Annotated in this window: 21 protein-coding genes and 1 pseudogene; 14 read left to right on the forward strand and 8 right to left on the reverse strand. The window is 58.2% G+C overall.

What is annotated here, in order from left to right; translation table 11 throughout:
• Positions 1–3 precede the first annotated feature (3 nt).
• Positions 4–198, forward strand: a complete 195-nt coding sequence (locus tag FOM02_RS35110) for a hypothetical protein (protein ID WP_141263382.1) — start codon at positions 4–6, stop codon at positions 196–198.
• A gap of 335 nt (positions 199–533) precedes the next feature.
• On the opposite strand, the gene FOM02_RS35115 is transcribed toward FOM02_RS35110, so the two are convergent.
• On the reverse strand, positions 534–881 hold the full coding sequence (locus FOM02_RS35115) for a hypothetical protein (protein ID WP_141263380.1): 348 nt from the start codon (positions 879–881) through the stop codon (positions 534–536).
• Positions 882–985: 104 nt separating this feature from the next.
• Here FOM02_RS35115 and FOM02_RS35120 point away from each other — a divergent pair, with 104 nt between their 5' ends.
• From FOM02_RS35120 to FOM02_RS35145, 6 genes are all read left to right on the forward strand, one after another.
• A complete protein-coding gene (locus FOM02_RS35120) occupies positions 986–1,522 on the forward strand; it encodes a hypothetical protein (protein WP_265440665.1) in 537 nt (178 codons plus the stop codon).
• 57 nt (positions 1,523–1,579) lie between these two features.
• Positions 1,580–2,635, forward strand: a complete 1,056-nt coding sequence (sctQ, locus tag FOM02_RS35125) for a type III secretion system cytoplasmic ring protein SctQ (RefSeq protein WP_265440666.1) — start codon at positions 1,580–1,582, stop codon at positions 2,633–2,635.
• Complete coding sequence (gene sctR / locus FOM02_RS35130) at positions 2,628–3,293, forward strand: type III secretion system export apparatus subunit SctR (protein WP_027563377.1); 666 nt, start codon at positions 2,628–2,630, stop codon at positions 3,291–3,293. The genes sctQ and sctR overlap by 8 nt, the downstream gene beginning before the upstream one ends.
• 1 nt (position 3,294) lies before the next feature.
• Complete coding sequence (locus FOM02_RS35135) at positions 3,295–3,570, forward strand: EscS/YscS/HrcS family type III secretion system export apparatus protein (protein WP_027563378.1); 276 nt, start codon at positions 3,295–3,297, stop codon at positions 3,568–3,570.
• A gap of 724 nt (positions 3,571–4,294) precedes the next feature.
• The gene (gene sctT, locus FOM02_RS35140; RefSeq protein WP_265440667.1) at positions 4,295–5,122 is read left to right on the forward strand and encodes a type III secretion system export apparatus subunit SctT; all 828 of its coding nucleotides are present in this window, start codon (positions 4,295–4,297) and stop codon (positions 5,120–5,122) included.
• Positions 5,119–6,156, forward strand: coding sequence for an EscU/YscU/HrcU family type III secretion system export apparatus switch protein (locus FOM02_RS35145; protein ID WP_265440668.1), 1,038 nt, complete (start codon positions 5,119–5,121; stop codon positions 6,154–6,156). Before sctT ends, FOM02_RS35145 begins: the two co-directional genes overlap by 4 nt.
• Before the next feature lie 193 nt (positions 6,157–6,349).
• On the opposite strand, the gene FOM02_RS35150 is transcribed toward FOM02_RS35145, so the two are convergent.
• The 5 genes and pseudogenes from FOM02_RS35150 to FOM02_RS35170 all read right to left on the reverse strand — a co-directional run bounded on the left by FOM02_RS35150 (position 6,350) and on the right by FOM02_RS35170 (position 12,750).
• Positions 6,350–6,985 carry a CpaD family pilus assembly lipoprotein gene (locus tag FOM02_RS35150; RefSeq protein WP_265440669.1) on the reverse strand — a complete coding sequence of 212 codons (636 nt, stop codon included), beginning with the start codon at positions 6,983–6,985 and terminating at the stop codon, positions 6,350–6,352.
• 10 nt (positions 6,986–6,995) lie between these two features.
• A complete protein-coding gene (locus tag FOM02_RS35155; protein WP_265442234.1) occupies positions 6,996–8,408 on the reverse strand; it encodes a type II and III secretion system protein family protein in 1,413 nt (470 codons plus the stop codon).
• A 69-nt stretch (positions 8,409–8,477) separates the two neighbouring features.
• The gene (locus tag FOM02_RS35160; RefSeq protein WP_265440670.1) at positions 8,478–9,167 is read right to left on the reverse strand and encodes a response regulator transcription factor; all 690 of its coding nucleotides are present in this window, start codon (positions 9,165–9,167) and stop codon (positions 8,478–8,480) included.
• Positions 9,168–10,878: 1,711 nt separating this feature from the next.
• A pseudogene (locus FOM02_RS35165) lies at positions 10,879–11,928 on the reverse strand (IS630 family transposase).
• 438 nt (positions 11,929–12,366) lie between these two features.
• Positions 12,367–12,750 carry a hypothetical protein gene (locus FOM02_RS35170; RefSeq protein ID WP_265440671.1) on the reverse strand — a complete coding sequence of 128 codons (384 nt, stop codon included), beginning with the start codon at positions 12,748–12,750 and terminating at the stop codon, positions 12,367–12,369.
• A 959-nt stretch (positions 12,751–13,709) separates the two neighbouring features.
• Here FOM02_RS35170 and FOM02_RS35175 point away from each other — a divergent pair.
• Positions 13,710–14,150, forward strand: a complete 441-nt coding sequence (locus FOM02_RS35175) for a VirK family protein (RefSeq protein ID WP_265440672.1) — start codon at positions 13,710–13,712, stop codon at positions 14,148–14,150.
• Between the two features lie 635 nt (positions 14,151–14,785).
• Here the strand turns inward: FOM02_RS35175 and FOM02_RS35180 are convergent.
• Together FOM02_RS35180 and FOM02_RS35185 are read right to left on the reverse strand one after the other, a co-directional pair.
• Positions 14,786–15,631, reverse strand: a complete 846-nt coding sequence (locus FOM02_RS35180) for a hypothetical protein (protein WP_265440673.1) — start codon at positions 15,629–15,631, stop codon at positions 14,786–14,788.
• 98 nt (positions 15,632–15,729) lie between these two features.
• Positions 15,730–17,211: a hypothetical protein gene (locus FOM02_RS35185; RefSeq protein WP_265440674.1), complete on the reverse strand. Its 1,482-nt coding sequence runs from the start codon at positions 17,209–17,211 to the stop codon at positions 15,730–15,732.
• A 2,371-nt stretch (positions 17,212–19,582) separates the two neighbouring features.
• Between FOM02_RS35185 and FOM02_RS35190 the strand changes: the two genes are divergently transcribed.
• The 6 genes from FOM02_RS35190 to FOM02_RS35215 all read left to right on the forward strand — a co-directional run bounded on the left by FOM02_RS35190 (position 19,583) and on the right by FOM02_RS35215 (position 26,597).
• Positions 19,583–19,999 carry a hypothetical protein gene (locus tag FOM02_RS35190; protein WP_265440675.1) on the forward strand — a complete coding sequence of 139 codons (417 nt, stop codon included), beginning with the start codon at positions 19,583–19,585 and terminating at the stop codon, positions 19,997–19,999.
• On the forward strand, positions 19,986–21,326 hold the full coding sequence (locus FOM02_RS35195; RefSeq protein ID WP_265440676.1) for an NtaA/DmoA family FMN-dependent monooxygenase: 1,341 nt from the start codon (positions 19,986–19,988) through the stop codon (positions 21,324–21,326). The genes FOM02_RS35190 and FOM02_RS35195 overlap by 14 nt, the downstream gene beginning before the upstream one ends.
• A 102-nt stretch (positions 21,327–21,428) precedes the next feature.
• Positions 21,429–23,051 (forward strand): ABC transporter substrate-binding protein, encoded by a 1,623-nt coding sequence (locus tag FOM02_RS35200; protein WP_265440677.1) that lies wholly within the window; start codon positions 21,429–21,431, stop codon positions 23,049–23,051.
• Complete coding sequence (locus FOM02_RS35205) at positions 23,023–24,012, forward strand: ABC transporter permease (protein WP_265440678.1); 990 nt, start codon at positions 23,023–23,025, stop codon at positions 24,010–24,012. Before FOM02_RS35200 ends, FOM02_RS35205 begins: the two co-directional genes overlap by 29 nt.
• A gap of 2 nt (positions 24,013–24,014) precedes the next feature.
• A complete protein-coding gene (locus FOM02_RS35210) occupies positions 24,015–24,872 on the forward strand; it encodes an ABC transporter permease (RefSeq protein WP_265440679.1) in 858 nt (285 codons plus the stop codon).
• The gene (locus tag FOM02_RS35215) at positions 24,873–26,597 is read left to right on the forward strand and encodes a dipeptide ABC transporter ATP-binding protein (protein ID WP_265440680.1); all 1,725 of its coding nucleotides are present in this window, start codon (positions 24,873–24,875) and stop codon (positions 26,595–26,597) included.
• The last annotated feature ends 103 nt before the right edge of the window (positions 26,598–26,700 follow it).

Below are 26,700 nucleotides of genomic sequence, written 5' to 3' on the forward strand. Positions count from 1 at the left end.
GACATGTCGGATGCAGCTAATCAAACGAGTCTGAGCGCGGACATGGCCGCCGAAGACTTTGGTGTCAACAAAACCCCGATCGGCGACCGCGCCTTCGCAGCCGCCTATTTGACCACGATCGCCGTCGCAATGATCGGCTGGCTATATGTCATCAGCCGCGCCGGGCTTGCCGCTATTAGTTGGATGATCTTTGGCTAGGGCACAGTCATAAGCTGCCTATTCCGTCGCCGCCCAGACGAGCGCACCTCAAAGCGCGAAATTGATCGTAACACGCCTGCCCTGTCTTGAACGCCGCAGCATGTTGCCGTTTACGATCGGCGATCGAGTTCCCTTTCACATCAAATGTGGGTGAGATTGACGGTCCAGAAGCGCCGGATGGCTGCGGGCGGGTCTATCGCGTCTTCCCCTCTCAAATATGCAAGTGCACCCGTCCAATGAACGGGGGCGAAGCTCTGTGCGCCGAGTTGCCCATTTATCGACCAGACTTCGGCCGATTCGACGGGTGCCGACCGCAAATGCTACAAGGCATGCCTTTACAGCGCACAAGGATTTTCAGCCATGCGTATCTTGTTGATCTCGGCCGCGGCGTGCCTCGCCATCTCATCGAACTCCGCGCAAGCTGGCCCAAACTGCATGCTCATGACATCCGACCAGGCCATGCGAGATTGCTTTGATCGGACGTTCTCCACGACGCCGAAAGCAGAGCCGACGACAACAACGCAAAATACCAAGGCCGCGCCGAAGCTGGCATCGCCGCCCAAAACGCAAAACGTGTCAGACGCACCGTCAAGATAGCGCGCCGCGCCGGCGCGACGCTCTCCTGACGGGCCGGCGACAACCTCCCTCGAGGCCCCTGTTGAGGGACAAATCGAGAGCGTCAAGCCCCGTTCGGCCGAGCGGAACGCCCGACGCTCTCGTAGGTGAAGCCCGCGGCCTCCATCTCTTCCGGGCGATAGGAGCCGTCTAGCTTTGAGGAGACCGTTTCATGGATGTCGCGTCTGACGGCCTGAATCTCGTGCAAGCGTCGAAATTGCGGCTGGTGAAAGACATGAGAGAGCGAAGCGCGCTTCGTGAATTGTCGAACATGGAAGCCAGGCGCCAAATTGCGGTCGCAGCGCTGCAGCGAGCGTCTGAGAATCTTAAATCCGCGGAGAATCGTCGCGCCAAGGCCGAAGCTGAGCTTTATCAGGAGCTGGCGTCGCTCGAGATGATGTCCGTGACCGAGCTCGATCGTCGCTGTCAACTCGTCCTCGGGCGGCTGGCAGCAGAGATCGAATCGGCACGCCAGGCGCGTGAGCAGGCGCGCATCGCGCATGAGCAGGCCCAGCGGGCGGTGAATGAGGCGCGGACCATATGGGCCAAGCGTTCGGCGGCCAGCCAGAAATGGCAGGAGATTGAGGGCGATGTCCAGCGCACTAGCGCTGTCCGTTCGGAGTTTGCAGCCGAAATCGATGCCGACGATGAGGTTTTGCTCCGATATCAGGGTGGTTCGCGCAGCCAGACGGTCGATGACTCGAACTAATGGCTGGTTCTCTTATCAACTCGCGAGCTGCGCCCGCGGAACCTGTCGATAAATGCCATGGGTGAACCCGCACTATATCAGCCAGCGGCAAAGCTGTCGCATGAAGTGGTCTCCTGGCTCAACGAGACCGCCGCACCGCGCACGGTTCTGCAGAGCCGCATTGGGGATAAGCCGCTATCGATCCGTGTGAGCCGGCTTGTTTGGCAGGCCGAGCCATATGCCACCTCGGTGCTCGACTGCGTATTTTGCGCCGAAGGCGAGACCGCTGTGTTGTCCTTGCCCCGCCTTCTCGTCGAGGCACTGATTTCAACGGTCCAGCATGGCCTTACTTTACCTTCCGACCCAACTCGCTCGCTCCTTCTCGAACTTGCACTGGGACCATGGCTCGCTGCATTAGAGATCGTGCTCGCGCGGAATTTGCAGCTGATCCGCGTCGAAGACACAACGGCCAAAGACCCCTATATTGAGTTCGACGTTACTTTCGGGCCGCTGGCGGCCAAGGCTCGCCTGTTCTTGTTCGCGCCTCTTGACGGTCTGGTTCCGTCTGCGTTTCGTGTCTTAGGCGAGTTGATCGGCCAATTACCGCGAGATTTAGGTAAGATTTCTTCGGAATTGCCGGTCGTAATTGCGAGAGAGATCGGCTCGCTGCGCGCGCCCATCAAGCTTCTTCGCCAAGCACAGCCCGGCGACGCACTGCTGCCCGAGGTCATTCCCTTTGCCCATGGCCAGCTCATCCTCGCTGCGGACAAGTTGTGGGCGCCGGCGCAGGTGGCGCGTGACAGACTTATCCTTCGGGGACCATTCCGCCTGCAGTCCCATCCTCTAAGGTATGCAAATATGACGATACGCCCCCAAGCTGAACAAGCAATCCCGCCCTCGGAAGCCGACATCGACAGTGTTGAGATCACGCTTGTGTTCGAATGCGGCCGCTGGCCCATCACGCTGGGTACGTTGAGAAGCCTCAACGAGGGGCACGTGTTCGAGCTTGGCCGGCCGGTGGACGGTCCGGTCGACATTGTTGCCAATGGTCAATTGATCGGCCGCGGCGACATTGTACGTGTCGGTGAAGCGTTGGGCATCCGGTTACTGAGCAAGTTGGCGGTCAATGGTTGACATTCAACCGAGCATCCTTGCGCTTGTTGCGGCGACCGCCGGTCTTGGCCTGCTGGCGTTCGCAGTCGTCACAACAACGGCGTTCATTAAGGTTTCCGTCGTTCTCTTCCTGATCCGCAACGCGCTCGGCACTCAGTCCATACCACCGAACATCGTTTTGTATGGTGCTGCATTGATCCTTACCGTGTTCATAGGGGCCCCAGTATTCGAGCAAACCTACAACCGCGTGACCGATACGCAACTTCGTTACCAAACCGCCGATGACTGGTTGACCGCCGCCAAGGAAGGCAGCGAGCCGCTGCGCGCCCATCTCAAAAAGTTCACCACTGAGGAGCAGCGCACGTTCTTCTTGTCGTCGACGGAACATATCTGGTCTGAGGAGATGCGCGCCAACGCAACAGCCGACGATTTTGCGATCCTCGTGCCGTCTTTTTTGATCTCGGAGCTTAAGCGTGCGTTTGAAATCGGTTTCCTTCTCTATCTTCCGTTCATCACGATCGACCTGATTGTGACGACAATTCTGATGGCCATGGGCATGTCAATGGTATCACCAACAATGATATCCGTTCCTTTCAAGCTCTTTCTGTTCGTCACAATCGACGGCTGGTCGCGGCTCATGCACGGATTGGTCTTAAGCTACGCATCCCCGGGGGGGTGAGATGGACGAGGCCAGCATTCTCACCCACCTGAGCCGATCATTAGTCCTGTTCATGATCTGGGTTCTACCGCCGCTTCTGGCAGCCCTCGTGGCCGGATTGGGCATTGGCATCGTGCAGGCAGCAACACAGCTCCAGGATCAAACCTTGCCGCTTACCGTGAAGCTCCTCGTCGTCGTCGCCGTGCTCGTTCTGTTTGCTCCGGTGCTGAGCGCGCCTCTGATCGAGCAAGCCCAGCGTATCTTTACTGAGTTCCCCGCGCTCACAGCGAGGTATTAGTGCGCGCGGAACGCAAGCCTGTCTACGTTTCAGCTATAGCGTCTCGTTTGTTGGCCTTCATTGCGAACCACAAAAGGGGCGAGTTCGTCATCTTATCGAAAGCTCGCCTCACTATTATGAGACGGATAGACATCCGAACTGTCCTGTTCGGCTCTATGAGCCCGCCGTATTCGGAGGAAGGATGACTCCATTTGGAATTTCTATCCGTTCGATTCAGGTTTTCTTACGATGTGATGGAATTACCTGCTGAGACCTGGTCCTCGATGCACAGCCTGGCGAGTTGTCGACACAAGTGAACGGGCAACCGCTTTGGTTGCAAGCGGCCCCAAGTTTCTGGCATTCTGGTGCATGAGCCTGCGAATGAAGGTGCCGCTCGAGACCGATCTCCATAGACTGCGAAATTGGCCCTCAAATCTCCAAACCGCGTTGCGGCCGGTGAGAGCGGAAGAAGCGTGGCTTGTAGGCCGCGCGCGATTTCGCGGGTGCTCTCATCGAATGGTCATACCTCTGCGCCGGACGGCGGTAGTCATATGGATAGTTGAAGCCGAAGTCACCTGCCCTGGGAGGCCTGTCGCTCTGCAACCGCTGGCACACGAGATCTGCAGAGTTCTTGACGTCTCAGATCATGGCGACGTGAGTGCGACGGTTGCATTGGCTGAAGGCACGACGAGCTGAGCTCAAATGGATGCCTTGTCACCCACCGAGACGCAAGCTCTGATTCAGCATGCTGTCGAGTTCGGATGCCTTGTCACCCACCGAGACGCAAGCTCTGATTCAGCATGCTGTCGAGTTCGTCGTTGCGGCTGGTCTTGGCGCGGCCCGGGCCCTCGGCATTATGCTGGTTCTTCCGGTATTCACGCGACCGCACATTGGCGGGATTATCCGCGCAAGCGCGACGATTGTGATTGGATTGCCTTGCTTGATGCAGATCAGGAACGGCTTGCAGACACTAGATCCGGGCACCCGTATGGTTGCGGTCTCGCTCCTCGGTTTGAAGGAGATATTTGTCGGCCTGCTGTTTGGTTTTCTGCTTAGTATACCACTTTGGAGCATCCAGGCCGTTGGTGACATCATTGATACCCAGCGCGGCATCTCCAGCCAGGTGGACGATCCTGCGACACGCAGTCAAACCGCCGCGATGGGGCTCTTTCTCGGGACTGCCGCAGTTACGATCTTCGTTGTATCAGGAGGTCTGCAGACCATGGTCAGATGCCTATATGGAAGTTATCTGATCTGGCCCGTGTATCGGCTGCTACCTCCGCTGACCCAGCAAGGGGCAATGGAGTTTATCGGGCTTCTCGACCATATCATGCATACGACTCTCGTGGTCGCCGGGCCCGTGCTGGCTCTGCTGCTTCTGATTGACGTATCCCTCATGCTGCTCGGGCGGTTTGCGCCGCAAATCAAGCTGAACGATCTCTCTCCGACCATCAAGAATGCCGCCTTTGGCATTATCATGGTCAGCTACGCCGTCTTCCTCATCGAATATATGGGAGCAGAGATCATTCGGTTCAACGGCGTGCTGGAGTGGCTCGAGAAGTTCTTGAAATGAGCGATACGAGCGAAGAGAAAAATCTTCCACCAAGTCACAAGAAGCTGAGGGACGCGCGTAAGAAAGGGCAGAGCCCGCGCAGCGCCGACTTTGTGACCGCGGCAAGCCTTTGCGCTGGTTTCGGCTGCCTGTGCTTCAGGGCGGGCGCGATCGAAGACGGATGGCGCGAAGCTGTGCGGCTCACCGACAAGCTGCAGGAACAGCCCTTCAACAGTGCGGCCCGGCAGGCGTTGGTCGGATTGATGGACCTTTCTATAACAGCCGCGGCTCCCATCCTAGGTGCGGCGGTTGTCGCGGCGATTCTGGCCGGTGTCTTGGCCGGCGGCGGGCTGACGATGTCGGTCGAGCCGCTTAAACCCAGCTTTGAGAAATTAGACCCCGTCAAAGGGCTGAAGCGGATTATCTCTCAGCGGTCGGTTGTCGAGCTTGGAAAGTCTATCGTCAAAGTTTTGGTCCTTGGCGCCACGTTCGTTTTCACTGTGCTCGCAAGTTGGAGGGCACTGGTATACTTGCCTGTGTGCGATTTGAGCTGCTTTGGTTTTGTCTTTAAAGAGCTCAAAGTGCTGATCGCGATTGCTGCCGGCGCTCTTCTGATTGGCGGCTTGGCCGATCTGCACATTCAGCGTTGGTTGTTCTTGCGCGACATGCGCATGACGCAGAGCGAAGCCAAGCGCGAGTCCAAGGAACAGGATGGTAATCCGCAGATCAAGGGTGAACACCGTAGGCTCCGTCGGGAGTCGGCGAACGAGTCTCCGCTCGGCATCCATCGGGCGACATTGATACTGACGGGGCGAGCGACATTGATTGGGCTGCGCTACGTTCGGGGCGAGACCGGCGTCCCGGTACTGGTGTGCCGCGGCGAGGGCGAAACGGCTTCACAGTTACTGGCGGAGGCGCGCGCCCAACGTCTGAGCATTGTCGAGGATCATGTGTTGGCGCGTCAGCTGATCCGAAAAGGTGCGATGGGCAAGGCCGTTCCGATGGAGTGTTTCGAGAGGGTTGCAAAGGCAGTCTTTGCCGCCGGCCTCGTTTAGCATCGCGCAAACATCGGCGCGCTCAAACCACTGGTCAATGACCGAACTGTCCCAGAACCTGATCTGCGAGCTGCACGATCCCCAAAACAGGACCGAGCAAAGATTGGAGTCCAGGAGGCCCGTCGGCCGATTCCAAACTGATATGGACCAGAATGCCAACCGATGTTCATGCTGTTCGGCTCTTACGAGCAGCTTATTGGGTTTCTGGCGCAGCCCTGTTATGGGTTTCACCCTCCAAATTGCTTCTATTGCCCACCGCCGTCGTTGCCCCACGTGCGGTGATGGGAAGCACTGCACGGTCACCACTGGTCGGCATGACAGCGTGATTGCCTAACAAGTCGCCAGGATCATTGATCATGACCGCGAGGTTATTCCGGACTGAGCAGCCAAGGGTAGGATTGAACGAATTCTCGTTCACCGTAGGACCGACGATGGAGAGCGAGGGGCAGACCGGTGGATGAGCTTCGAAAGTGATCGCTTCGATCCTCACCCCGGAACGAGCCGGCAGATCCACACGAGAAGCGGACAGGAGGATGTTGTAGTTGGCAACACCCATGGCGCGAGCCTCGTCGGCCACCTGTGCGATGAGTCTGGGTGAGCCGATGACACTCACATGGAGGGCATCCCGCCGGCCGCGACTGGTCGCTGCAATAAAGCTTCGCAGCCGATGCCGTTCGGGGCCACGAAGGCTCCGCAGGAACAGCACGCTACTCTTCTGCTCGACCTGGATCTCTTGGTCAGCCGGCGCGGGCTGGATCGAGGCGGTATTTGCGCAGCCACCCATTGTTGCCGCAATAAAGATTGGGTAGCAGAGATGTCGCAATTTCATTTGACGACCCTCATTCGATAATAAAGCCGGCGTTGCCGGTCAGTCCTGGTGCGCTAGCGCGAGGCGCATCGCGCTCTCGTGGCGGTCGGGCCACCGTGTTCGTCAAAATCCGCCCCGCGTCTGAGGGCGGCGAGATGCGGTCGCTCGGCGCACTCATCCGGTTCGGATTCGGTCCGGGCCGCACGATGTAGGGCGTGACAATAATGACCAACTCGGTTTCACGTTTTTGAAAAGATGAGGAGCGAAAAAGCGCGCCCAGGATCGGCACATCGCCGAGCCAGGGAAACTCGCCGATATCAGTGTTGAAGTTGCGCCTGATGAGGCCGCCGATTGCAAAGCTCTGACCGCTGGCGAGCTCGACCACGGTGCTCGCCCGCCGAGTGGAAAGGGCAGGGACCGCCATGCCATTGATTTTGACTTCGCCTTCGCTCGACAGTTCGCTGACTTCGGGCTTCACACGGATATTGATCTGATTATTGTTGAGAACCGTCGGAACGAACTCGAGGCTCACGCCGAACTGGCGAAATTGGACCGAAACCTGCCGGTTATCCTGCATCACCGGAATAGGGAATTCGCCGCCGGCGAGGAAGCTTGCGGCTTCGCCGGACATCGCCGTCAGATTCGGCTCAGCCAGGATTGAGGCGAGGTGCTCGCTTGCGAGAGCGTCCAGAACAGCGCTCAAGTTGGTGTTGCCGGCGCTAAATCCAATCCCGATCGTGCCGCCGCCGCCGGCTGCGCCGGACCCTCCCCCTTTGCCGGTGACAAGGAAAGCGCCGTTTGGGCTCGAGGCGGTGAAGTTGATGTTGAGATCCTTGGCGGCGATGCGGGAGACCTCTGCCACCCGTACGCTGAGATTCACCTGTAATGAGCCGGCGACCTGGATCTTGTTGACAACCAGCGCGCCAGCCCCAAGAAACTGCTCAGTGACCTTCCTGGCGGTCTCGACGACCTCGGCATTAGGCGCCGTACCGCTAAGGATCGCGCCGCGCGGGGTATAGCTGACCTGAATCGGATAGTCGCCGACCTCGGCCTTCAGCGCGGCCCGTAGATCCTCGATCGGTTGGGTGACGACAACACGCAGCTCGGCGAGAGCCTCTCCATTGTCGTTTAGGGCGAACAGGCTAGTCCGTCCCGACTTTTTGCCAAACACGAAAATCGTGGTGTTCGACGGCGCCTGATAATCCGCAATGGCAGGGTCGGCAATAAAAATGCTCGCAGCCGGTCCGGTCAGATGAACTGTCTTTCCCTGTGAGGAGGTAAGGTTGAGCGTGCCGGTGGTGCTGCCAGGCGCGGCCCGTGGCGGTTCTCCTTTGCCATCTCGCTTTGCCTGAGCCGCGGCAGCAAGCGGAAGTAGCAGAGCAACTGCGCACAGGGCGTAGCAGAGGCGGGGAAAAGCGGCATAATGCGAGCCGCTGGCGACCATCGACGGTCCATCAGCGCCGGCGTCATTGTTGACGAAGTTCAAGGAAGTGCTGCTTTCAAGTTCGATCGGCTAGGCAGCCGATGCTGCGCCAACGAGTTCAAGGGTGTAACCGACACCGCGCGCGGTCTTGATCCTGAGCGTTGCACCCGCCTGGCTCAAATGCGTGCGCAGGCGATAAATCCCGACTTCCAGCGCATTGGTCGAGACCTCGTCGTCAAATGCATACAAGCTTTCTTCGAGCGATGCGCGCGGCACGGTACGGCCCGCGCGGTTGAGCAAATGTTCAAGAATGCACACTTCGCGGCGCGCAATTCTCAGTACTCGTCCACCGACGGAGACTTGTCTCGCGATCGGATCGAAATGCAGATTCCCGAATGTCACCACCGGCGCCGTCATCTGCGTTGATCGTCGCAAAATAGCTCGCATGCGAGCAACGAGCTCGTCGATAGAAACGGGCTTGGGCAGAAAATCATCCGCTCCGGCGTTGAAGATCGCAATCCGCCGACCGAGATCATTGAGATTGCTCATCATCATAGTCGGCATTGATCGTCCTTCGCGCCGCAACTGCTTCAACCAGTCCAAACCATCTCCATCGGGCAAGAAGGAGTCGAGCAGTATCATGTGGTAGTTCGCGCAATCCAACGCGGCCGACGCCTCGTCCAGCGTCCGCGTCACGTCGACGGCAAACCCGCAATTCAGCAGCGTTTCCTTCACGTCGCGGGCAAAGTCCGCATGATGATCAACCAGGAGAATTCGCATTCATCGCCTCTTGTCCGTCCTCGGCAGGACTTGAGCGTGTCACGCTGACCATGAGATTCGGCGGAATCCAGAGGCTGCCGCTTTGGCCTGAATTCGAAAGGCCGTAAGCGACACGCAAGACATTGTTGGCAGGCGACCCATGTCTGCGCGTCCACCGTCATCGGATTGGCGGCCTGCGGCGGCGGATCGCCTGTGCGGGGGGGCGCGGCTCAAAATCTCCCTTACGCCGGCAAGAGCCCTGCAATCTCTCACGAAGCTGAGAGTCCTGGCCGCGCGCTGGTGCATCTGTAGGCCGAGCATAGCCGTGCCTGCATGCACTATACGAGCGCCTGCAGTAGCGATCGTGCCAAACTGCCCGAACGAAACGAAAGCGCAGGCGAGAGCGGCTGTATTTGCCGCCGAACAGACTTGCGAAACCGACATTGGAAACTCCCCAAGTTCGCCTTGACCGCGGTCAGTCCTGCAAGGCTGTTGAGCCCGTAATGTCGTCAAGTCACGACAACGCAAGTTTTCCGCGTCTGAAGGCACTTCACGCGCTATGCATCGACCAATGGCTGGAAAAGGCCGAGATGCGCTACGAAACACGCCCATCGGGGGAAAGACATCCTCTCGATAGCCGGTGATAGCCGAGCAAGTCGTCAACTGCCCCGAAGTTCGGTCGCTCCGGAGGCATTCTCCGCCGCAGCCGAGCGAATGCTGCCAACGAACGACAAATTGAGTCCGGCGTTGCTGTCGCGCATTGTCTAAGGTGGTTACGCCGCCTCCCTTTCGTCAGACGGGGTGAACGGCGCAAGAATGATCTAATCTCGAGCTTGGACTCGGCCTGTGGTCGGCACAGGCGAAATAGCGATTGTCCGCGTTTCTCTCGCGCGCTGGATCCTCGTCTGGCTGCGAGGAGTGCGCTGCGTCCTGCGCTTACAGAGCAGATAATCGACGCAAACTCTGAAGGGGAGCAGTCGAGTGGTGCGACGAGGCGGATCGGCCGCGCATCGAGGTTTTGAGACGTTCGCAATTGTTGCTACCTGTCAGGAAGAGTTCACGCGAGCGGATTCTGTCGCGAGACTGTCGGAAATCCTACAATCTGACGCTGGGTGAGATTCAAGTGCCTTTAAAGGCTCCTTGTAGCGGTGCCCTCAAACTCGCAATCGTTGTGAGGCAACGGCGACACAGTTCGGCCTCGCCGTCGACCTGCGCGTGGCGGTCGGTCTCGCTCTGTCCAGCGTCGTGAGCATTTGTCCGTCCAATTGAACGTGCCGCCAGAAACCCTTTGAAATGCCCGAAAAGGCAGTCGTTCTTACCAAGCTTTGGGTAAGCCATGACTCCACGATCGGGCGATCCGATCCGCCTCATACGTGGCAATTTAGCGGGAAGACCGTGGCACGGCGCGGGATGCGTCCACGTGACGACAGGAGCTAACGTCCGAGATGCAGACGGCCGATCGCGCGAGCCAAGTTGTTCAGCAAGGGACCGAGGAGAGAATCGATTGCCAGACGTCATCTTGAATGCGGGCTCCATACACGGCGATCGACTATGGGGCTTTTAGGCGTGCTCGGCAAAATCGATTGTTTTGATGGAACGCATCCAGGTGGCGGATCGGCCGTACTGCAACAACGCCGCTTGCTGCGGACGAGTGAATACCTGATACGATTGCGGCCGAAAGACCTGTTGGTTGACCGCGCGGTTAATGTCAGGCCGAGCTAGTCAGGTGAATCTAAAGTTCGCCACATAAAGTCTGCTGGGCTTTGTGGCAGAAGCGTTTGGGAAGCCAAAATCTGGTCAGCGGACTTGGTCCATTTGAAGGGCTTCGGGTTGTTGTTGTGCAGGTCGATGAAGGTACGGATGTCGGCCTCGATCTGCCTGACGGAGGTATGAACACCTCGCTGGATCTGCTTTCTGGTGAGTTCAGCGAACCAACGCTCGACCTGATTGATCCATGACGCAGAAGTCGGCGTGAAGTGGACATGATAATGCGGCCGACGGGCGAGCCACGCTTTGATCCTGGGTGTCTTGTGAGTGGCGTAGTTGTCCATGACGATATGGACATCGAGGCCTTCAGGAACTTGAGCATCGATATCTTTCAAACATTTCAAGAACTCGACTGCGCGGTGGCGCTTGTAGCATTTGCACATAGCTGTGCGTACGACGTTCCGGCACCCCAGGCATCATTGGCAAGACCGGCTGCTCGCGATCGAGTGCCTGAAATCTGGCTTTTCTCATCAATGCTGAGCACAAGGGCTCGATTCGGCGGGGACAGGTAAAGCCCGACAATATCGCGCACCTTGTCGACGAACAGCGGATCGCTCGACAGCTTGAATGTCTGGCTGCGGTGCGGCTGCAAGCCGAACGCGGTCCACATTCGGCGGATCGTGGTGTGAGAAAAGCCAGTTTCCGCAGCCATCGAGCGGATCGACCAGTGCGTCGCGTCGGGCGGTGTCGTACGCAATGTCCGCTCGATTACCTCAGCAACCTGATCGTCGTCGATGGTTCGAGGGCGGCCAGGGCGGGCTTCGTCAAGCAGGCCATCACAGCGATCCTTCAAGAATCGGCGGCGCCACTTGCCGACGGTTTGTTCGTGAAGGCCGAGTTCGGCAGCTACAGACTTGCTTGGCAATCCATCCGCGCATCGCAGAATCGCGCGGCACCGCTCAGATAGCGACCGGGCAACACGATGACGACGAACTTGCCTCTCCAAGTACGTCCGCTCCTGCGGACTAAGCACCAACGGCGCGATCGGCCGGCCTCGCACACCTGCATTCGCCACTAGCGCTCTCCTCTCTAAAGATTCGAGCCTAATGCAACGAATTTGCGTTCCAGATGACTAGCTAAGGCGGGGAGCGTTTAGCGGGTTACTCACCAAAGCCGCCGGCCAACCATAGGGGCGGCTAACAAATTGATGCCGGGCGAAGTGACAACGCATCCAATGCCAGAATGCTTTAACGAAAGGGCAGGGGAGAGAGGATGGTCCGGCGTCCTCCTAACCGTCGGGGGGCATCTTCCGTCGCAGCCCTCAACCGCTGTACCACTCGATCGGCGATTTGATCGGGCAATGCTACTCAGCACGTCGTCTGGGGTCCAGACGGTTGGCTTCGGTACGGGGTGTGCAGCGCTCCCGCATTGTTGGCGATCGCTCTCGCCCAAGGATCACGAGAAACAGCGAGTTTTGCCGGATCCTCGACCAACTATGCGAAGGGTGATGCTGTTATCTTGCCGCGCATATGCCGGCCAGCTTGGCGCGCTCGGTCCATAGGATGCCGCTCCAGAGGATCTCCAACGGAAGAATGATCCCGAGCCAGTTGCGGACATGCAATATCGAGCTCGTATTTTCTTCCATGCGCGGCTTGCAATGATTGTCCTGATTCTGAAAACGCCGCAGTGTGACATATGACGACCCCACCACCTCGTTGAAAAGGCGGTCCCGATCGACGGGAGCTGCGGTCGCCGATGACCAATGTGCTGCTTGCTGCTCGGCAAGGTCGATCTCGTTCCGAAGCGCTTCAAGAGTGACACCTGTCAGTGTTGCGGCAAGCTGAGCGCGCGCGCTGACAAATGATGAGGCTGGATAGCGACTGGTTTCCGGGGCCACCTCGTTTGGCGCACACGAGGACGTGGCAGTCGCGGAATTTGCCGCTAAGGAGACTGAATCCGAGGTCGGGTAGACCGAATCTGAGTCGTTTAGATCCAAGTCATTCAGCTGCTGCTCAAAGCTTCTTGATCTTCTGAACTGTGTGCCGGTGCGCCCGTCTGTGCTCTAAGCTCGTCCGATTGCCATTCGACGCTGTGCGCGTGCTGCAGTGCGTCGTGAACCTGAAAGGGAGTGTCCGCGGCATTCCGTGTATCTCTCTCCCCTTCGAGTGCCGGCTGTCGGCGTAGATTGTTGCAGGTGCAGCTTTCGAGAAGCTGACGGACCAGGAAGGAAGCCATTTACCTTTATCCTTTTGATGGACGCCGAATGAGTAAGTCAGTGAGGCGAGCGGTCAGCTGGACAGAAGCCGCGCAAAGCGACGGATCAAAAGTCGGCGCCGCCTTGTGCCTTCTGGTATTGCTGTTTCGACTAGGCCGAGATCGGCTGCCTTGACTGAGCTTGAGCCGACCGCCGTCTCAGGTTCGCTCCACCGCCTCATTGCGGACACGTCGTCTAGGGCAGACAGTCCTTGCACAGCTATCAACATGGACAAGCTGGCGCATGCGGCTGGTCGAAGTGTTCTTTCGTAGATCGTCTACTTTAAGCAGATGTGAGAACTGCATAGTTTCCGTCGTTGGGCCTGCAATGGAGGAGCGCGACCGGTTACCGTTTGTGTTTCCAAGCGGCCGACGCTCGATCAGATGTTCTAGTCGACGTCGCGCGAGGCTAAGCCGCTTCCGCTAACCTGACATACGAGGTTGTGATGTCGGATTAGCCATCACAACTACTTGCGCTTGGTTGCGACAGGATGGTTTTGTCGCAGGCGCGAGCGCGCTCGGTGTGTGGAATCAGCCAAACGGTTTGCGAGCACGACGTCTTGAAAAACGAGATCTGTGGTACTTATCGAGGGAGAAGAGCATATGAAGTTTACTGGCATAGGACTGACGATCCTGTTGTCCTTGCTTTCGGCCGCGAGCGGGAGCGCTCTGGCCAGAGCCGATGAGCCCTCGCCGAAATACACAGAGGTGCTCAGTGCCCTACAGGCCGGGAAGAATGTGAAGCTCATACTGGACATGAGCCGCTGTACCACCGCGGAGGCTGGCAAGCCTGCGTCGGCGACGCAGGCCGGTCTGGTCATCAATGCCTTCAGGGTGACCGCCCAGAACGGCATCAGCTTCGCCAATGCGCACCAAACGGTCGACAGCTCCGGACATGCCGTGACCGAGTACATCCGCCATAGCCTCAGCCGCGAAGGCAAGCTGACGGTGCGAGCCTCGAAGCTGGTCGTCGGGACCACCGAACTCGTGAACCAGGGCGAATTCATCTGCGAACTGCCGGATGGCGCAAAGTTCATCTGGTAACGAAGAGCACAGGGCGGGAGGGATGCGCTTCGAAGGCATAATCCTTTAACCGTCTGGACACCTTCGCAAGCCATGACACGGATCGTTTCGATCGCCAGGAACGGCCAGAGTGTTTCTGGCCGTCTTTTCGTCGGGAGAGACATCGGGTTGCACGAACTTGCTGCAGTTCGATCAAGGTGACTTGCGAGGGCCGTCGATCTCGATTCGATCTCAGTGATTGGAAGATCGGCGGTTCAGGCTATCGTGTGTGGGTTGGAGCAAGGCTTCTCAGTTGAACGCTCCAGATTGGCTCGCCAAGGTACGTCCGCACGCGCGGTCCTTTTGATGACATTACTTCCAACCCGTCAAGCCGCGGGCCCGTGTTGATGACGCTCATCCCTCGGCCACCACAGGATGCGCTCGTATCTTGAATCCCGCGTCTTTTTGAGATCCTTTCGCCCGAAACCTCCGTGCTGCCGAATGCGGCCATATCGGATTGAACCATCCCGCTTAAGATCATTCTGGGACTGGCCGCCGGGGGTTTGCTCGCCGCTGAAATTGTCGTTCGGACTCAGCTCTAAGTTCTCTGAAAGCAAACGATCCGACGTGGTTTCGGGAGCTTGAGCAGCTGCCCGAGGTGCCGATGAGCACCTCGTTCAGCCAAATTGCGGCCGATGGAAGAGAAGGACGCGGCCTCCGGGTAGGCTTTCGGCCGTGTAGGGCTGACTGTGGATCAGAAAACGGGTCATTGGGACCTCCTGGCTCGGCAGAAGGCCCAGGTTTTGGAGCATGTCGATCACGACAGGCGAAGCCTCTTGGGGGCCGTGCCTCCAGTCGTCGCCGAACAACTCTCCGAGTTCAGGCACTTGCGGCGACGGCTGATGGCCCGATCCCGGTGCGGCAGACGGCAGTGGAATGTTTGGCGCCAGCGCCAAAGGAGCGTCCTTTCGCAATTCGAACGAGGAGAGCGGATTAAACCCAGGTGCAAGGCCGCCGTAGGCTTGCGAGGGAGCCGTCGGCGCTACAAGAGCAGCTTCACCCGGCAAAGCGAGCCTTGGGTGATGAATGAGTTGGACGTCGTTGGATCCTCTCGGTCCCAACACGGCCGTGTAGCGATCCCCGCCAATCTCATAGTTCATGACCGGATCTTCTCCATTAGGCAAGAAGTCCCACTTGCCCAACGTGGAAAGCAACATTTCGGGGGCCAACTGGGTGCCATGAGAAAAATCCTTGGGCACGGCGAACGAAACATCAAACGTATCGCCGATAGCAGGAGACCGCAGATGGATGAGCTGAACATCATTGCGCCCACGCGGTCCTAGCACGGCCGTATAGCGTTCACCGTGAATGTCGTAGGTCTTTACCCGCTGTGCTGCATCCGGCAACAGACCCCAGCGGCTGAGCCTGGAGCGCATCATATCCGGCGCGGCCTGGGTGCCATGGGAGAAATCTTCGGGAACGGCCAAAGAGGCATCAAAGCTCTCGCCGGCTGCGGCGGACATCGTATCATGTGTTGCCGGGGTCGCACCATCTTGATGCATCATACTCCCAAAGTCTTCTTCAGAGGCGGGATTCTGCGACCGTGAGCTGGGCTGCCAGATCACGGCATCGAAAGGATCCGCTCGGCCGACGCTTTGGGGGGCGACCCCATTGCCGTCCGTAACTTGGATGCATCCAGATCGACAGCAGGCGCAAACCCGTCTCGATCCGCGGCACCGAAAAGCTCTTCCTGGACGACACTTTGCAAGGGCGAGTGGGTCAGTGAACTCGTGGTTGGCCAAAGCACCGGTGCATTGAAGGGCACGGCTGGCAGTAGGCGCTCGCGATCCGCGCCATCGAAAAGCTCTTCCTGGGCGACACTTTGCACGGGCGAGTGGGTGACTGAATGCGTGGTTGGCCAAAGCACTGGTGCATCGAAGGATGTCGCTGGCAGCAGGCCCTCGCGATCCGCGGCATCGAAAAGCGCTTCCTGAGCAAAACTCTCCACGGGCGAGGGGGCGGCGGCACGCATTCCCCGCCAAAGTATCGGCGCATCGAAGCTGGCACGTGGAGGCACTTCGCTTCGGCGCACAGCGTCGAAAAGCACATCCTGGGCGACACGTTGCACGGGAGAATGACGGGTTAAACCCGTTCCCTCCCAAACCTGGGTAGCATTGAAATCGTGGGCCGGCAATGAGAGGCCTTGGTCCGCAGCGTTCCCCAAAGGCTCGAAAAGCTGCACGGGCAAATCGGCGTCCGGCTGTATTGGCTGAAGCGAGTTGCCTCCGTCAGCCCGCGAATTGTCCTGCGCGGCGATCCGGCGGTAGTCACTCAGCCTGTTCAACGCGTGGATGAGTTTCTTGTCTTTCGGAAACAAAGCGTCGGCATGACCGAGCAGCGCTTTGTGACTGAGCTTAGCAACTGACAAAGGTCTCAGTGCTGCCGCTAGCTTCCGAAGACAGCTAGCATAATTTGCGGCGGTTTTTGCATCGATTGCTCGACCAAAGCCCACCTCAGCGGCCTTTCTGATGAGGCTCGCGTCTTCCTTGGACGGACGATAATGTGTTGTGGGCGCCGGTGCGGTGTCGCTGGGCTCGCGGTACCTACTAACCATTGACAATGCAGGGGCGATGACCTTGTCTTTTGGCAGTAGCTTCTTGGAGCGGTCGAGCAACGTATCGTCATCGAGCTCAGCAATCGACTGACCAGACTGCTTCAGCGCCTCAGCCAATTTGCGAAGCCGACGGTCGTAAATTTCGATGGTGGTCGCATTCGGCGGTGGCCCTCGGTCAAGGGCAGCACCAGACGCTGCTTGGATGAGGCGATCGTCTTCTTCAGTGATGTCATAAAGATCGTTATGGGAATATATCGGGCCGAGCTGTCGCACCTCTCCCAAGTGTTGCTCAAACGCCGCTTGCGGTTGTTGCGGCTGCTCTACGGTGGTATCTGACGCAGCGGAATCTTTATCGGCTGGGTTGATCGCGTTGTATCCGTCCATCGTGCAGTCCACTGGCATCGCTTCCTCACTTCTTTCGCTACTCTCGTTAGCTTTCCAAAACCTGACGTGGCCGCGCGGAAAGATAGAATGAATGATGGCGGGCAAGTGCCTTTTCCAGGCTGACGACAAGTGCGGCGAATGCAAAGACGGTACAGCTTTCGGCTGAAACTCTGATTGTCCAAGTGCAGTACGCGGCCAGCCCCCACTGGCCAGTCGGACCGGAGTGTTATAGATGGCGCGAACGCTGCTTTCGAGTTTTCCGAGCATCGGAAAAGACAAATGAGGAGCCTCTACCCTCAGCCTTTTTAGCTGACTTTTGGATGGATTGATGCGCTAGCGGTCCGATCGTCAGCTAGATTCCCGCCCAGAAACAGTACCTCGCGCTCCTCAGTCGGGGTATCGCTCACCCATCCCAGATTGGGTTCATCATTCTCAGTCCCGTCCTCAAGAATACTGACGATCTCTTCGGCCGTCCAAGTGGTGATCCTCGGCACCGTATAGCTGTGCAGCTCATTCGCGTTTCCGCGATTGCTTTGGCGCTATACTCGTCGTCGTCCGGCGAAAGGTGCAGAAGGCCTCCTCGGACAGGTGATATTGGATCGCCCCTCATGTGCTCTGCCGCTGCGCGACCCAGATCAAGTCGTTGGCCTTCGCAGATATTCCAGGGGGCGGCGTCGTAACGCAAAGCCCCCATGGACTATAAACTGAATTGGATCTGGTTCTCGAACGGGTCGATATGTTGAGGGCAAGCGTGGGACCGAACAGGATCCAGCTCCTTCTTCTCTTCCAGATTTGAGCCAGAGCTGCGTGAGGAAGTCTGCCGAGGCCAGCTTGCATCGCCTGCGAGTCGATGTCCTTGAAATACTCGAGACGCTAGCTCTGGACCGAACAGCCGATCTGGTCGCGGCCATCGGGCTCGTGACCGCCGGCGTGGCGTGGAGCTCATTGTGCTCTGTTGGGATTGCTGATGGGCGCGATGATTCGCGTGGGCCCGCCGGGCGCTGGTCGCCAACAAGACCCGCGCGATGCTACTTCGATCCAGGCATCCGCAACACGCGCGGAATAGCCTAAACTCACAATATCAAGGGGGCTGCGCGGCCGCGAGACCTTGGATTGCCGATTAGACTTGGCAAGGCCACGAACGATTCGGCTCGCATGAAAGCCGCGGCGGCGACGAACCGGCGCACGGGCCCCTCAGCTCGGAAGACAAAATGGAGAGTTGACGCTTGCAGCCAATGCGCCACACGTGCACCACAAGGTTGGTCGCGCCTAACAACCATATCGCGGCGAAAGCCCTCTGGGGTGGCCGGCAGGCGCAGCCGAACAATAGGACCTAGAGCGATCTGCGCAGTCGGTCGTATCGGCTCCTCCTTCCCATCCTCCGGGTCGACGCGATTCCAGTCAAAGTAGCGATAGATCCCAGACCAGGGATGGACGGGGTTCCCGCGACGCGTACAGCTAAAAAGGCCTGAGCTATTCAAAGCGGCGAAGGCCTGCTCCTGAACCACTGAACAGTGGTGCCGCACCCGATGCATGAAAATTAGACTATCATTAGTCTTCCTGGGTCGATCCAAAGCGGCCAGTTGGCCGCTGCGATGCCCGAAGGAAGCGGCTCTTGACGCTCGCGGGTTGCACCCCTGTTGCTAGTGGCAGGACGGCAGCAGTGACGGCTTAGGTCAGAACGCCGGGGCCGCGGTCGGCCACCAAGCTGGCGCGGAGCGTGTCATCCGTGATCTCACTCGCCGATGATGGCCGCAGATCTCGACGCTGGGCAGGCGATTCGATCTGGCATTGTTGAAGCTGATAGCCCGCGATTCATCACGGAGGCGCGTCCCACCTCATGTGCCGGTAAGTGACGCGCGCCAATACCCGACTGCGTGATTTCGTGAACGTTGATGCGGGCGATTTTTGACGCTCTGAGGTGGCCTATGTCCAAAGGTAACTGAATCCGTGCACGTATCGGCGCGCTCACGAGAAGGAGCCGTGACGACGGGGCATTCTTGCAAAGTCGCGCTCGGTCATCATACCGATAAAAAAGCGAGGACGATGCGGTGCCTGCAAGATAATCAACCGAAGGTCCGTAGCATCCTCGAATGCAGCAGGCGGCACGGGTGGTGCAGAAGAGAGTTCACCTTCCAAGCGTTGCCTTAACGAGGCATCGAGAATCTGGAATGTTTCACCGCATTATTAGATGGTTGGGTTGGCGCGGCCTAGCAAGCGGTTGATCAACAATGTCGCGCCATGTCTGTCGTGTGTTCTCGAACGCATCAATTGATGTCGTTCGCTTCGAGCCGGCGCTGCCAATTGAAGCCGCTGCAATCAGGCAGCGCGTTTTCGGTGAGCCTGATCAGAGACCATTTGGGTTAAGCGATGGAAAGATAGGCATCGCAATAGAAGAGGATGCCAACAGACGATAGTAGATTGAAATACTCAACTATTGCGTTTGCGGGGTCTGGACCTCTAAAGATCCTCTAGCTTGATCATCGCTCGCCCGGTCGGGAGTCCAAACGTTGCGATCGCGAATGCCATCGAAAACATCTTCCTCATAAGGAGCTGGCTTCTTGATGAATTCTGGAGAGCCGATGTGAGTGTACTCGTGTGGAAGCAACCAGCCGCTGGAAACAAGCTGTCACGTCGGCGCCAATCGGCAACCAGCGTGATCGAAGCTCTTCTCGGTCGCGCCCGCTCGGAGAAGATCGCAAGAGCTAACAAAAGCTTCTTTGGTGACATTCTTCTCGTATCAGCCGACTGTTTGTTGTCTATCCCTCAAATTGAGCACATGCAGGGTGAGCTTGCGAGAAAGCGCAGGCTGGCTGCCGAGATCGACTTGTCCACAAGACCCTCCAAGCAGCTCAGAGGCCACCGCACGAGGGGCTGCGATGTCTTCGGGTAACTCCATGCTTCATCTTGGTTTAAATCTTCATGGTGCCGGTGGTCATTCCGCCGCATGGCGCTGGCCGGGCACGAATCCAAGCGCATTTTTCGACATCGAGCACTACGTCCGCGCTGCGAAGATTGCGGAGCATGGTCTGATGGATGCTGTATTCCTCGCCGACACCCCCGCGATAAGTTCCGACATCACGCACCAGCCGCCGCTTAATGGGCTCGAACCGACGCTGGTTCTCACTGTGATTGCACGTGAAACGGACCGGATTGGTCTGATTGCGACGGCGTCAACTACCTACAACGAACCATACAATCTTGCCCGGCGCTTCCAATCGCTCGATGTCATCAGCCGCGGGCGCGTTGCGTGGAATGCGGTCACGACGTCGAGTCCGGCGACGGTTGCGAACTTTGGCGGTCGAGAGGTTGGGCGAGCGGATCGCTACAGACGTGCGGAGGACTTCGTTGAAACGGTCCGTGCTCTCTGGCTGAGCTGGAGCGGCGAGATAGTCATCGCCGATCAGGCTGCGGGTGTTTACGCAAATCGGAGCCAATTCCGCCTGCTCGATCCCGCTACGAATAGTTTCGGCATCCGGGGCCCACTTACGCATCCCGCTTCGCCCCAAGGCCACCCAGTCATCGTTCAGGCTGGCGGTTCGGATCCCGGATTACGGCTTGGCGCCCGCAGTGCAGATGTGGTGTTTGCGGCAGCCGGGGATTTGTCAACGGCTCTGCAGGAGGCAGAGCGCCTGCGCGCGCTTTCTCGGCAATTCGGCCGCCCTGCGGCTCCGCTCATCCTGCCAGGCCTTGTCACCTGTATCGGGGGAACCGAGGAAGAAGCGGCTCGTCGCAAGAAAAACCTTGACGGACTGCTCGATTTGGAGCGCGCCATCGTCGCTCTTGCACGAAGCATGGGTGTGGCGGCCGAGAAGCTTAGCCTCGAAAGGCCAATCCCGGAGGAGATTTTGCCTACTGCAGATGATGTTCCGTTTTCGGTCGGTCACCATCGCACGATTGAGACTCTGGCCCGTCAAGGTCGGACGGTTCGCGAAATCATCAGCAACGTTCAAGCGTTTGGCCACCGCTTGCTCGTGGGTGCACCCGAGCAGATCGCGGACTCGATTGAGGCATGGTTCCGCGCTGGCGCGGTTGATGGTTTCAACATCATTCCGGACGTGCTGAACGATGGCACTTCAGCGTTTGTCGACAATGTGGTGCCCATCCTGCAGAAGCGCGGGCTCTTTCGCAAAGAATATCGGGGGCAGACGCTGCGAGAGCATTTCGGGCTCCCCATTCCTTTCGAGCCGGCGCGAGCCACAACTAGCTCACCGCTATGACGCTTCCTCAACATCAAATGATTTGGAGCTCGGGATATGCATTTGTCGAATGCGCGGTCAACGAGGCGATTCACTGGAAAGTCGAACTATCCAGCAAGAACCGTGAAGGCTACCCTTCTCGCGCTCTTGGGCCTGTCGCAACTGCCGTCAAGCATTCATGCTCAAGAAGGGGTAGCCGGCAGCGTAAAGCGAGGAGGCGTTATTCGTTACGGGCATTTTCAAGAGCCGGCGTGCCTGTTCGGAGGATGGGTGCAGCAATGGTATCTGCAACGTCAGTACAGCGATAATCTGGTTGCGCGCACCGAGGGCGGCAACATTGTGCCATGGCTGGCCGAGTCTTGGAGCATCTCCGACGACAAAAAGGTGTACACATTCGAGATAAAGCCGAAAGTAAAGTTCACCGACGGGACTGCGCTCGATGCGCAGGCTATCGCTGACAATATCAACGGATGGCTTAGCAACGACCCCGATCTTCGCAATCCGACTGCCGCTCCCTATCTTAGCGATAGCTTCGAATCGGCAACTGCAATTGCTCCTCTGAGGTTGCAGGTAAAATTAAAGGTGCCGTTCCAGCCCTTGCTGAACGTGTTCGCCCAATCCTCACAAGGCATTCTCTCGCCATCGGCGCTCAAACGTGGACTTGCGATCAATTGCGAGAACCCTGTCGGTTCCGGCCCATTCATTGTCGACAAGTGGCGCCATGGGCGAGAAGTCACCTTCCGCCGCAATCCCGAATACAATTCGGCCCCGGCCACCGCAAAACATCAAGGGCCGGCTTACGTTGATGGGATCACCTGGAAGTTTCTGCCAGATCAGACTGTCCGATATGGCTCGCTGATCACCGGCGAGACCGATGCCATATACGATATCCCGGCTGTCGCATGGAAGGACGCCAACTCCCGCTTTTCAGTATTGCGGCACCTTACCGGCGGCACCCCCCTGCGCTTGGCGTTGTATACGGCCCGGCCCCCATTTGACGACGTGCTCGTCCGCAAGGCCTTTGCCTATTCTACTGACCGAAGGGCAGCGGTCGATACATCCTTCCTTGGCTCTTTGCCGTTTGAGGGCAACGGTGCGCTGAGTCAGAGCTCGCCGGAATACCTGCCTGAGCTCGGGCAGTCGTATACGTACGATATTCGGAAAGCCAATCAATTGCTTGACCAGGCGGGATGGACCGAGCGTAATCCTAGCGGCGTTCGTGTTAAGAATGGCAACCCGCTCATCGTGCGCGTGTCCTATTCGAACGCGTTTTTGAAGCCAGATGGCGAGCAAGCCTTGCAAGTTATCCAGCAGCAGGCAAGAGCGGCCGGTTTTGACGTACGTCTTCAGCCTACCAATCCAGCTGATTTCTTCGCAGGAAAAAACCTCGGACCCGATGATTATGAGATTGTTCTCCTCTATTGGGTTGCCCCCGGCGCGGAGATATTCCGGATCTCGTGGAAGCCCGATCAGAAGGGCGAGACTAATCGCTTCAATCCCTCACGCTATCAAGATCTGACGCTTTGGGACATCATTCAAAGGGCGGAGCAGGAACTCAATGGGTCGCAACGTGTCGCCCTCTATCAGCAGGCGGAACGGAAGATCGTGGATGAGGCTCCTGTGATTGGCCTCACGGTGCTGGACGTAACGTTGGCGACCAAGCCAAACCTCAAAGACGTTTGGCTGGACCGCGGCTCGGTCGGCGAACCCGTTTTCTATGACGCTCATTTCGATGATGGGAAGTGACGCCGTGAAAATAGCAGCCCATCATCCCATTGTTTGGTTCGCGCGCCGGATATTCTCCTGCGTGGTCGTGGTGTGGGCTGCCGCAACCTTCGCGTTTTTGATTCAATGTGTGCTCCCTGGGGACCGCGCCCAAATCATCATCAATGCGACAAGCGGCAACGTCGGAGTCGCGTCTTCGGCAGAACTTGCGGCGATCAATGCGAAATACGGATTTGATCAACCGCTCGCGGTTCAATACGCAAAATACATACTGCGAATCCTGCATGGAGACTTTGGCGAGTCGTACCAGCAGCATCGGCCTGTCGCACGGATCATCGCGGAACAGATTGGCCCTACCATTATTCTGGCGGTCACCGCGCTGCTGTTCGCATGGATTATCGCAATCCTGACGACCTTGTTCATCGCCGGCAGAGACAACATGTGGGCGAAGTTGCTCAATGACACGCAGGTCTTTTTTGCGACCGCGCCGCCCTATTGGCTGGCCACAATTCTGCTGGTTGTTTTTGCGGTAAAGCTGCGCATTTTTCCGGTCATCGGTGGAAGTTCTCCGGCCGGGCTCATTCTGCCGACACTTGCGTTGGCTCTTGAGTTATCGGGCTTTTTCGGACAAGTCGTTCAGGACGAGTTCACGCGCGTGCTCGAGCAGCCGTTCGTTACGTCCGCGCGGGCCCGAGGCATGAGTGATTTCGGCGTCAGGCTTCGCCACGTCCTCCGCCATGCCGCATTGCCTGGCATTAGTTTATCAGGTTGGGCGCTCGGCAAACTGCTTTCGGGCGCGATTTTGATCGAGGTGGTTTTCGCCCGTCAAGGCCTAGGCGGAGTCCTTGTTGCTGCAACGTCCTCGCGAGACGTTCCGATTGTCTCGGGAGCTGTTCTGATCTCTGCGGGCCTGTTCGTTCTTGTTAGTTTGATTGTCGATCTGACTTACCGGGTGGTCGATCCGAGGATCAAGTTGACATAAGCATGTTCGCCGAAGCCACCGTGTCTCGTTCGCTCAAAGAGGTCCTGGCAATCGTCCGCCATGTTCCGTTCCGAGTGGCCGTCTGTCTCATCATCATTGGCCTCTTTGCCCTTGCGGCTGTGGCGCCAAAGGTGCTGCAGACGCACGATCCGCTCGCTATTGATTTGAGATCGTCATTGCAGTCTCCGTCGATCGCCCATTGGTTGGGAACTGATCAATTGGGCCGCGATCTTTACTCTCGAGTAGTCGAGGGAGCAGGCCAATCCCTGGCTATTGGACTAGGCGCGACGGCGCTGAGCATGTCCATTGCGATCGTTTTCGGCGTCGCCGCCGCACTTTCTGGTGGCGTATGCGACAGCATCCTGAGCCGGATTGTCGATATGCTCTTCGCAATTCCCACACTCCTGCTCGCCCTTGTGTTCGTGACCGTTTTTGGGCCGTCGGTATTGACTGAGGTCATAGCTGTCGGAATCAGCACAGCGCCGGGCTATGCGCGCATGATCAGGGGCCAGGTGCTTGCCATCAAGGGGACAGGGTATGTGGAGGCCGCAAAGGTGCTGGGCCATCCATTTCCCCGTATCGTCTGGAGGCATATTCTTCCTAACGCCATGAACCCGCTGACGGCAATGATGACGATCGGCGTAGGTCAGGCGATTATATGGGCCTCCGGTCTTGCTTTTCTTGGACTCGGCGTCGCTCCCCCGGCGCCTGAATGGGGCGCGCTGCTCACTGCCGGGCGCAATTATGTAATCTACGCCTGGTGGCTGGAGATCATACCCGGTTTGGCAGTTACGGCGTTTGCCCTCAGCCTCACCATCATCGGGCGCCATCTACAGGACCGTCTGGAAGGAAAAACGTGAATGTCACAGGGTCGGCTACAGCCTGTCCCGCAGCAGCCAGACCTCCTCACGGTCGATTCGCTGCGTGTTTCCTTCGGTCGCGCCACCGACGAGAAAGCGGTTGTGCGCAGTATATCCTTCTCCCTCCGACCGGGACGGTGTCTTGCGATTGTCGGTGAATCCGGCTCGGGCAAGAGCGTGACTGCGCGGGCTCTCATAGGCCTCGCTGGTCGCTACGCCAATGTTCATGCACGCCAGCTAAGCTTCGACGGGACGAGCCTGATGGGTCTTAGCGATCGTGCCTGGCGGCGCATCCGCGGCAACGAGATTGGCTTTGTATTACAAGATGCACTCGTCTCACTTGATCCGCTTCGCCGGATCGGCAAAGAGATCGGTGAAGGCTTGCTCCTCCACGGCGCGGTATCATCCCGCAAGGAACTCGCGCAGCGCGTCATTGCTCTTCTTAAGCTCGTCGGTGTCCCCGACCCCGAGACCAAGGCCAAGCAGCTGCCGCATCAGTTATCCGGCGGCCAGCGTCAACGGGCTCTCATCGCTTCGGCACTTGCGCTCGATCCCCGCATCTTGATCGCCGACGAGCCGACGACCGCTCTCGACGTGACGGCGCAAGCTCATGTGCTGTCGCTCCTTGAGGAGACCAAAACGAGGGGCAAGGCTCTGATCCTGATCAGTCATGATCTGGCAGTGGTCTCCCGCGTGGCGGATGAGATCCTCGTCATGCGAGAAGGCGAGGTCGTCGAACGCGGTAACGCCGGCCAAATATTCAAAAGTCCGGAGCACTCCTATACTAAGCAGCTGCTGGACGCCGTGCCATCAGGCCGGCCGCGCGGCTCACGCCTCTCACCATCCACTATTGTGCGTGCGCCTGGCCAGCAAACGCAGCCAGAAGTGCAATCCCCACCGAAATCTCGTCCCATCCTGCTCGAAGCGACAAGTCTGGTGAAGCGCTTCAAGGGCCCAGATGGCACTTTACAGACGGCTGTGGACGGCGTCTCCTTCGAACTGCGATCCGGCGAGACTTTGGGCATCGTAGGTGAGTCCGGATCAGGAAAGTCAACGATGGCGCGCATGGTTCTGGCGCTCGAGGAGCCTGACGAGGGAGCAGTTCAGTTTGCAGGCCGGCCTTGGACCGCGCTCGCCGAGCGCGAACGGCGGGCTCGGCGGCGGTCACTATCGACCATTTACCAGGATCCTCTTGGCTCGTTTGATCCACGTTGGACGGTCGGACGCATCATATCCGACAGCCTTTCTAGCGACGTTGAGACACGGCGCAAGCGGCAGGAGCGCGTTATCGAGCTGCTCGATCTGGTCGGGCTACCCCAGGCCTTGCTGGACCGACGACCGCTCGAGCTCTCGGGCGGTCAGCGCCAGCGCGTTGCGATCGCCCGCGCGATCGCGCCGAATCCTGCCGTCATCGTCTGCGATGAGCCGGTCTCGGCGCTCGACGTCTCGATCCAGGCCCAGGTCTTGGACCTGCTCGGCTATCTGAAGGACCGCGTCGGCGTAAGTTATCTCTTCATCTCGCATGATCTCAGTGTTGTTCGTCACATCAGCGATCGCGTCATAGTTATGCGCCGGGGGAGAATCGTCGATAGTGGCGCCACTGAAGAGATATTTCGCAATCCAGAGTCTGAATATACCAAGAGCCTTATCGCCGCCATGCCGCGTCTTGTGCGCGACCACCAGATAGGTCATTCAGCTACGATCCTCGAAGAAGGCATCGCATGAACGCCTTCGCATCCGATTCTTTATCATAAAATTATCTATCTCCGATCGCGGGGCATTCGCCTTTGCGCGCCGAGTTGGTCACGATTACGCGCTCGTTCACCGC

Source organism: Bradyrhizobium sp. SEMIA (assembly GCF_014844175.1).
Taxonomy (GTDB): domain Bacteria; phylum Pseudomonadota; class Alphaproteobacteria; order Rhizobiales; family Xanthobacteraceae; genus Bradyrhizobium; species Bradyrhizobium arachidis.

Bases quoted from the DNA above. Each gene is read 5' to 3' on its own strand.
- FOM02_RS35120 (WP_265440665.1), top strand. From the start codon at position 986: ATGGATGTCGCGTCTGACGGCCTGAATCTCGTGCAAGCGTCGAAATTG.
- FOM02_RS35205 (WP_265440678.1), top strand. From the start codon at position 23,023: ATGACGCTCATTTCGATGATGGGAAGTGACGCCGTGAAAATAGCAGCC.
- FOM02_RS35175 (WP_265440672.1), top strand. From the start codon at position 13,710: ATGAAGTTTACTGGCATAGGACTGACGATCCTGTTGTCCTTGCTTTCG.
- sctQ (WP_265440666.1), top strand. From the start codon at position 1,580: ATGGGTGAACCCGCACTATATCAGCCAGCGGCAAAGCTGTCGCATGAA.
- FOM02_RS35180 (WP_265440673.1), bottom strand. From the start codon at position 15,631: ATGTCCGCCGCAGCCGGCGAGAGCTTTGATGCCTCTTTGGCCGTTCCC.
- FOM02_RS35210 (WP_265440679.1), top strand. From the start codon at position 24,015: ATGTTCGCCGAAGCCACCGTGTCTCGTTCGCTCAAAGAGGTCCTGGCA.
- FOM02_RS35215 (WP_265440680.1), top strand. From the start codon at position 24,873: ATGTCACAGGGTCGGCTACAGCCTGTCCCGCAGCAGCCAGACCTCCTC.
- FOM02_RS35145 (WP_265440668.1), top strand. From the start codon at position 5,119: ATGAGCGATACGAGCGAAGAGAAAAATCTTCCACCAAGTCACAAGAAG.
- sctR (WP_027563377.1), top strand. From the start codon at position 2,628: ATGGTTGACATTCAACCGAGCATCCTTGCGCTTGTTGCGGCGACCGCC.
- FOM02_RS35195 (WP_265440676.1), top strand. From the start codon at position 19,986: ATGTCTTCGGGTAACTCCATGCTTCATCTTGGTTTAAATCTTCATGGT.
- FOM02_RS35150 (WP_265440669.1), bottom strand. From the start codon at position 6,985: ATGAAATTGCGACATCTCTGCTACCCAATCTTTATTGCGGCAACAATG.
- FOM02_RS35155 (WP_265442234.1), bottom strand. From the start codon at position 8,408: ATGGTCGCCAGCGGCTCGCATTATGCCGCTTTTCCCCGCCTCTGCTAC.
- FOM02_RS35160 (WP_265440670.1), bottom strand. From the start codon at position 9,167: ATGCGAATTCTCCTGGTTGATCATCATGCGGACTTTGCCCGCGACGTG.
- sctT (WP_265440667.1), top strand. From the start codon at position 4,295: ATGCTGTCGAGTTCGGATGCCTTGTCACCCACCGAGACGCAAGCTCTG.
- FOM02_RS35135 (WP_027563378.1), top strand. From the start codon at position 3,295: ATGGACGAGGCCAGCATTCTCACCCACCTGAGCCGATCATTAGTCCTG.
- FOM02_RS35110 (WP_141263382.1), top strand. From the start codon at position 4: ATGTCGGATGCAGCTAATCAAACGAGTCTGAGCGCGGACATGGCCGCC.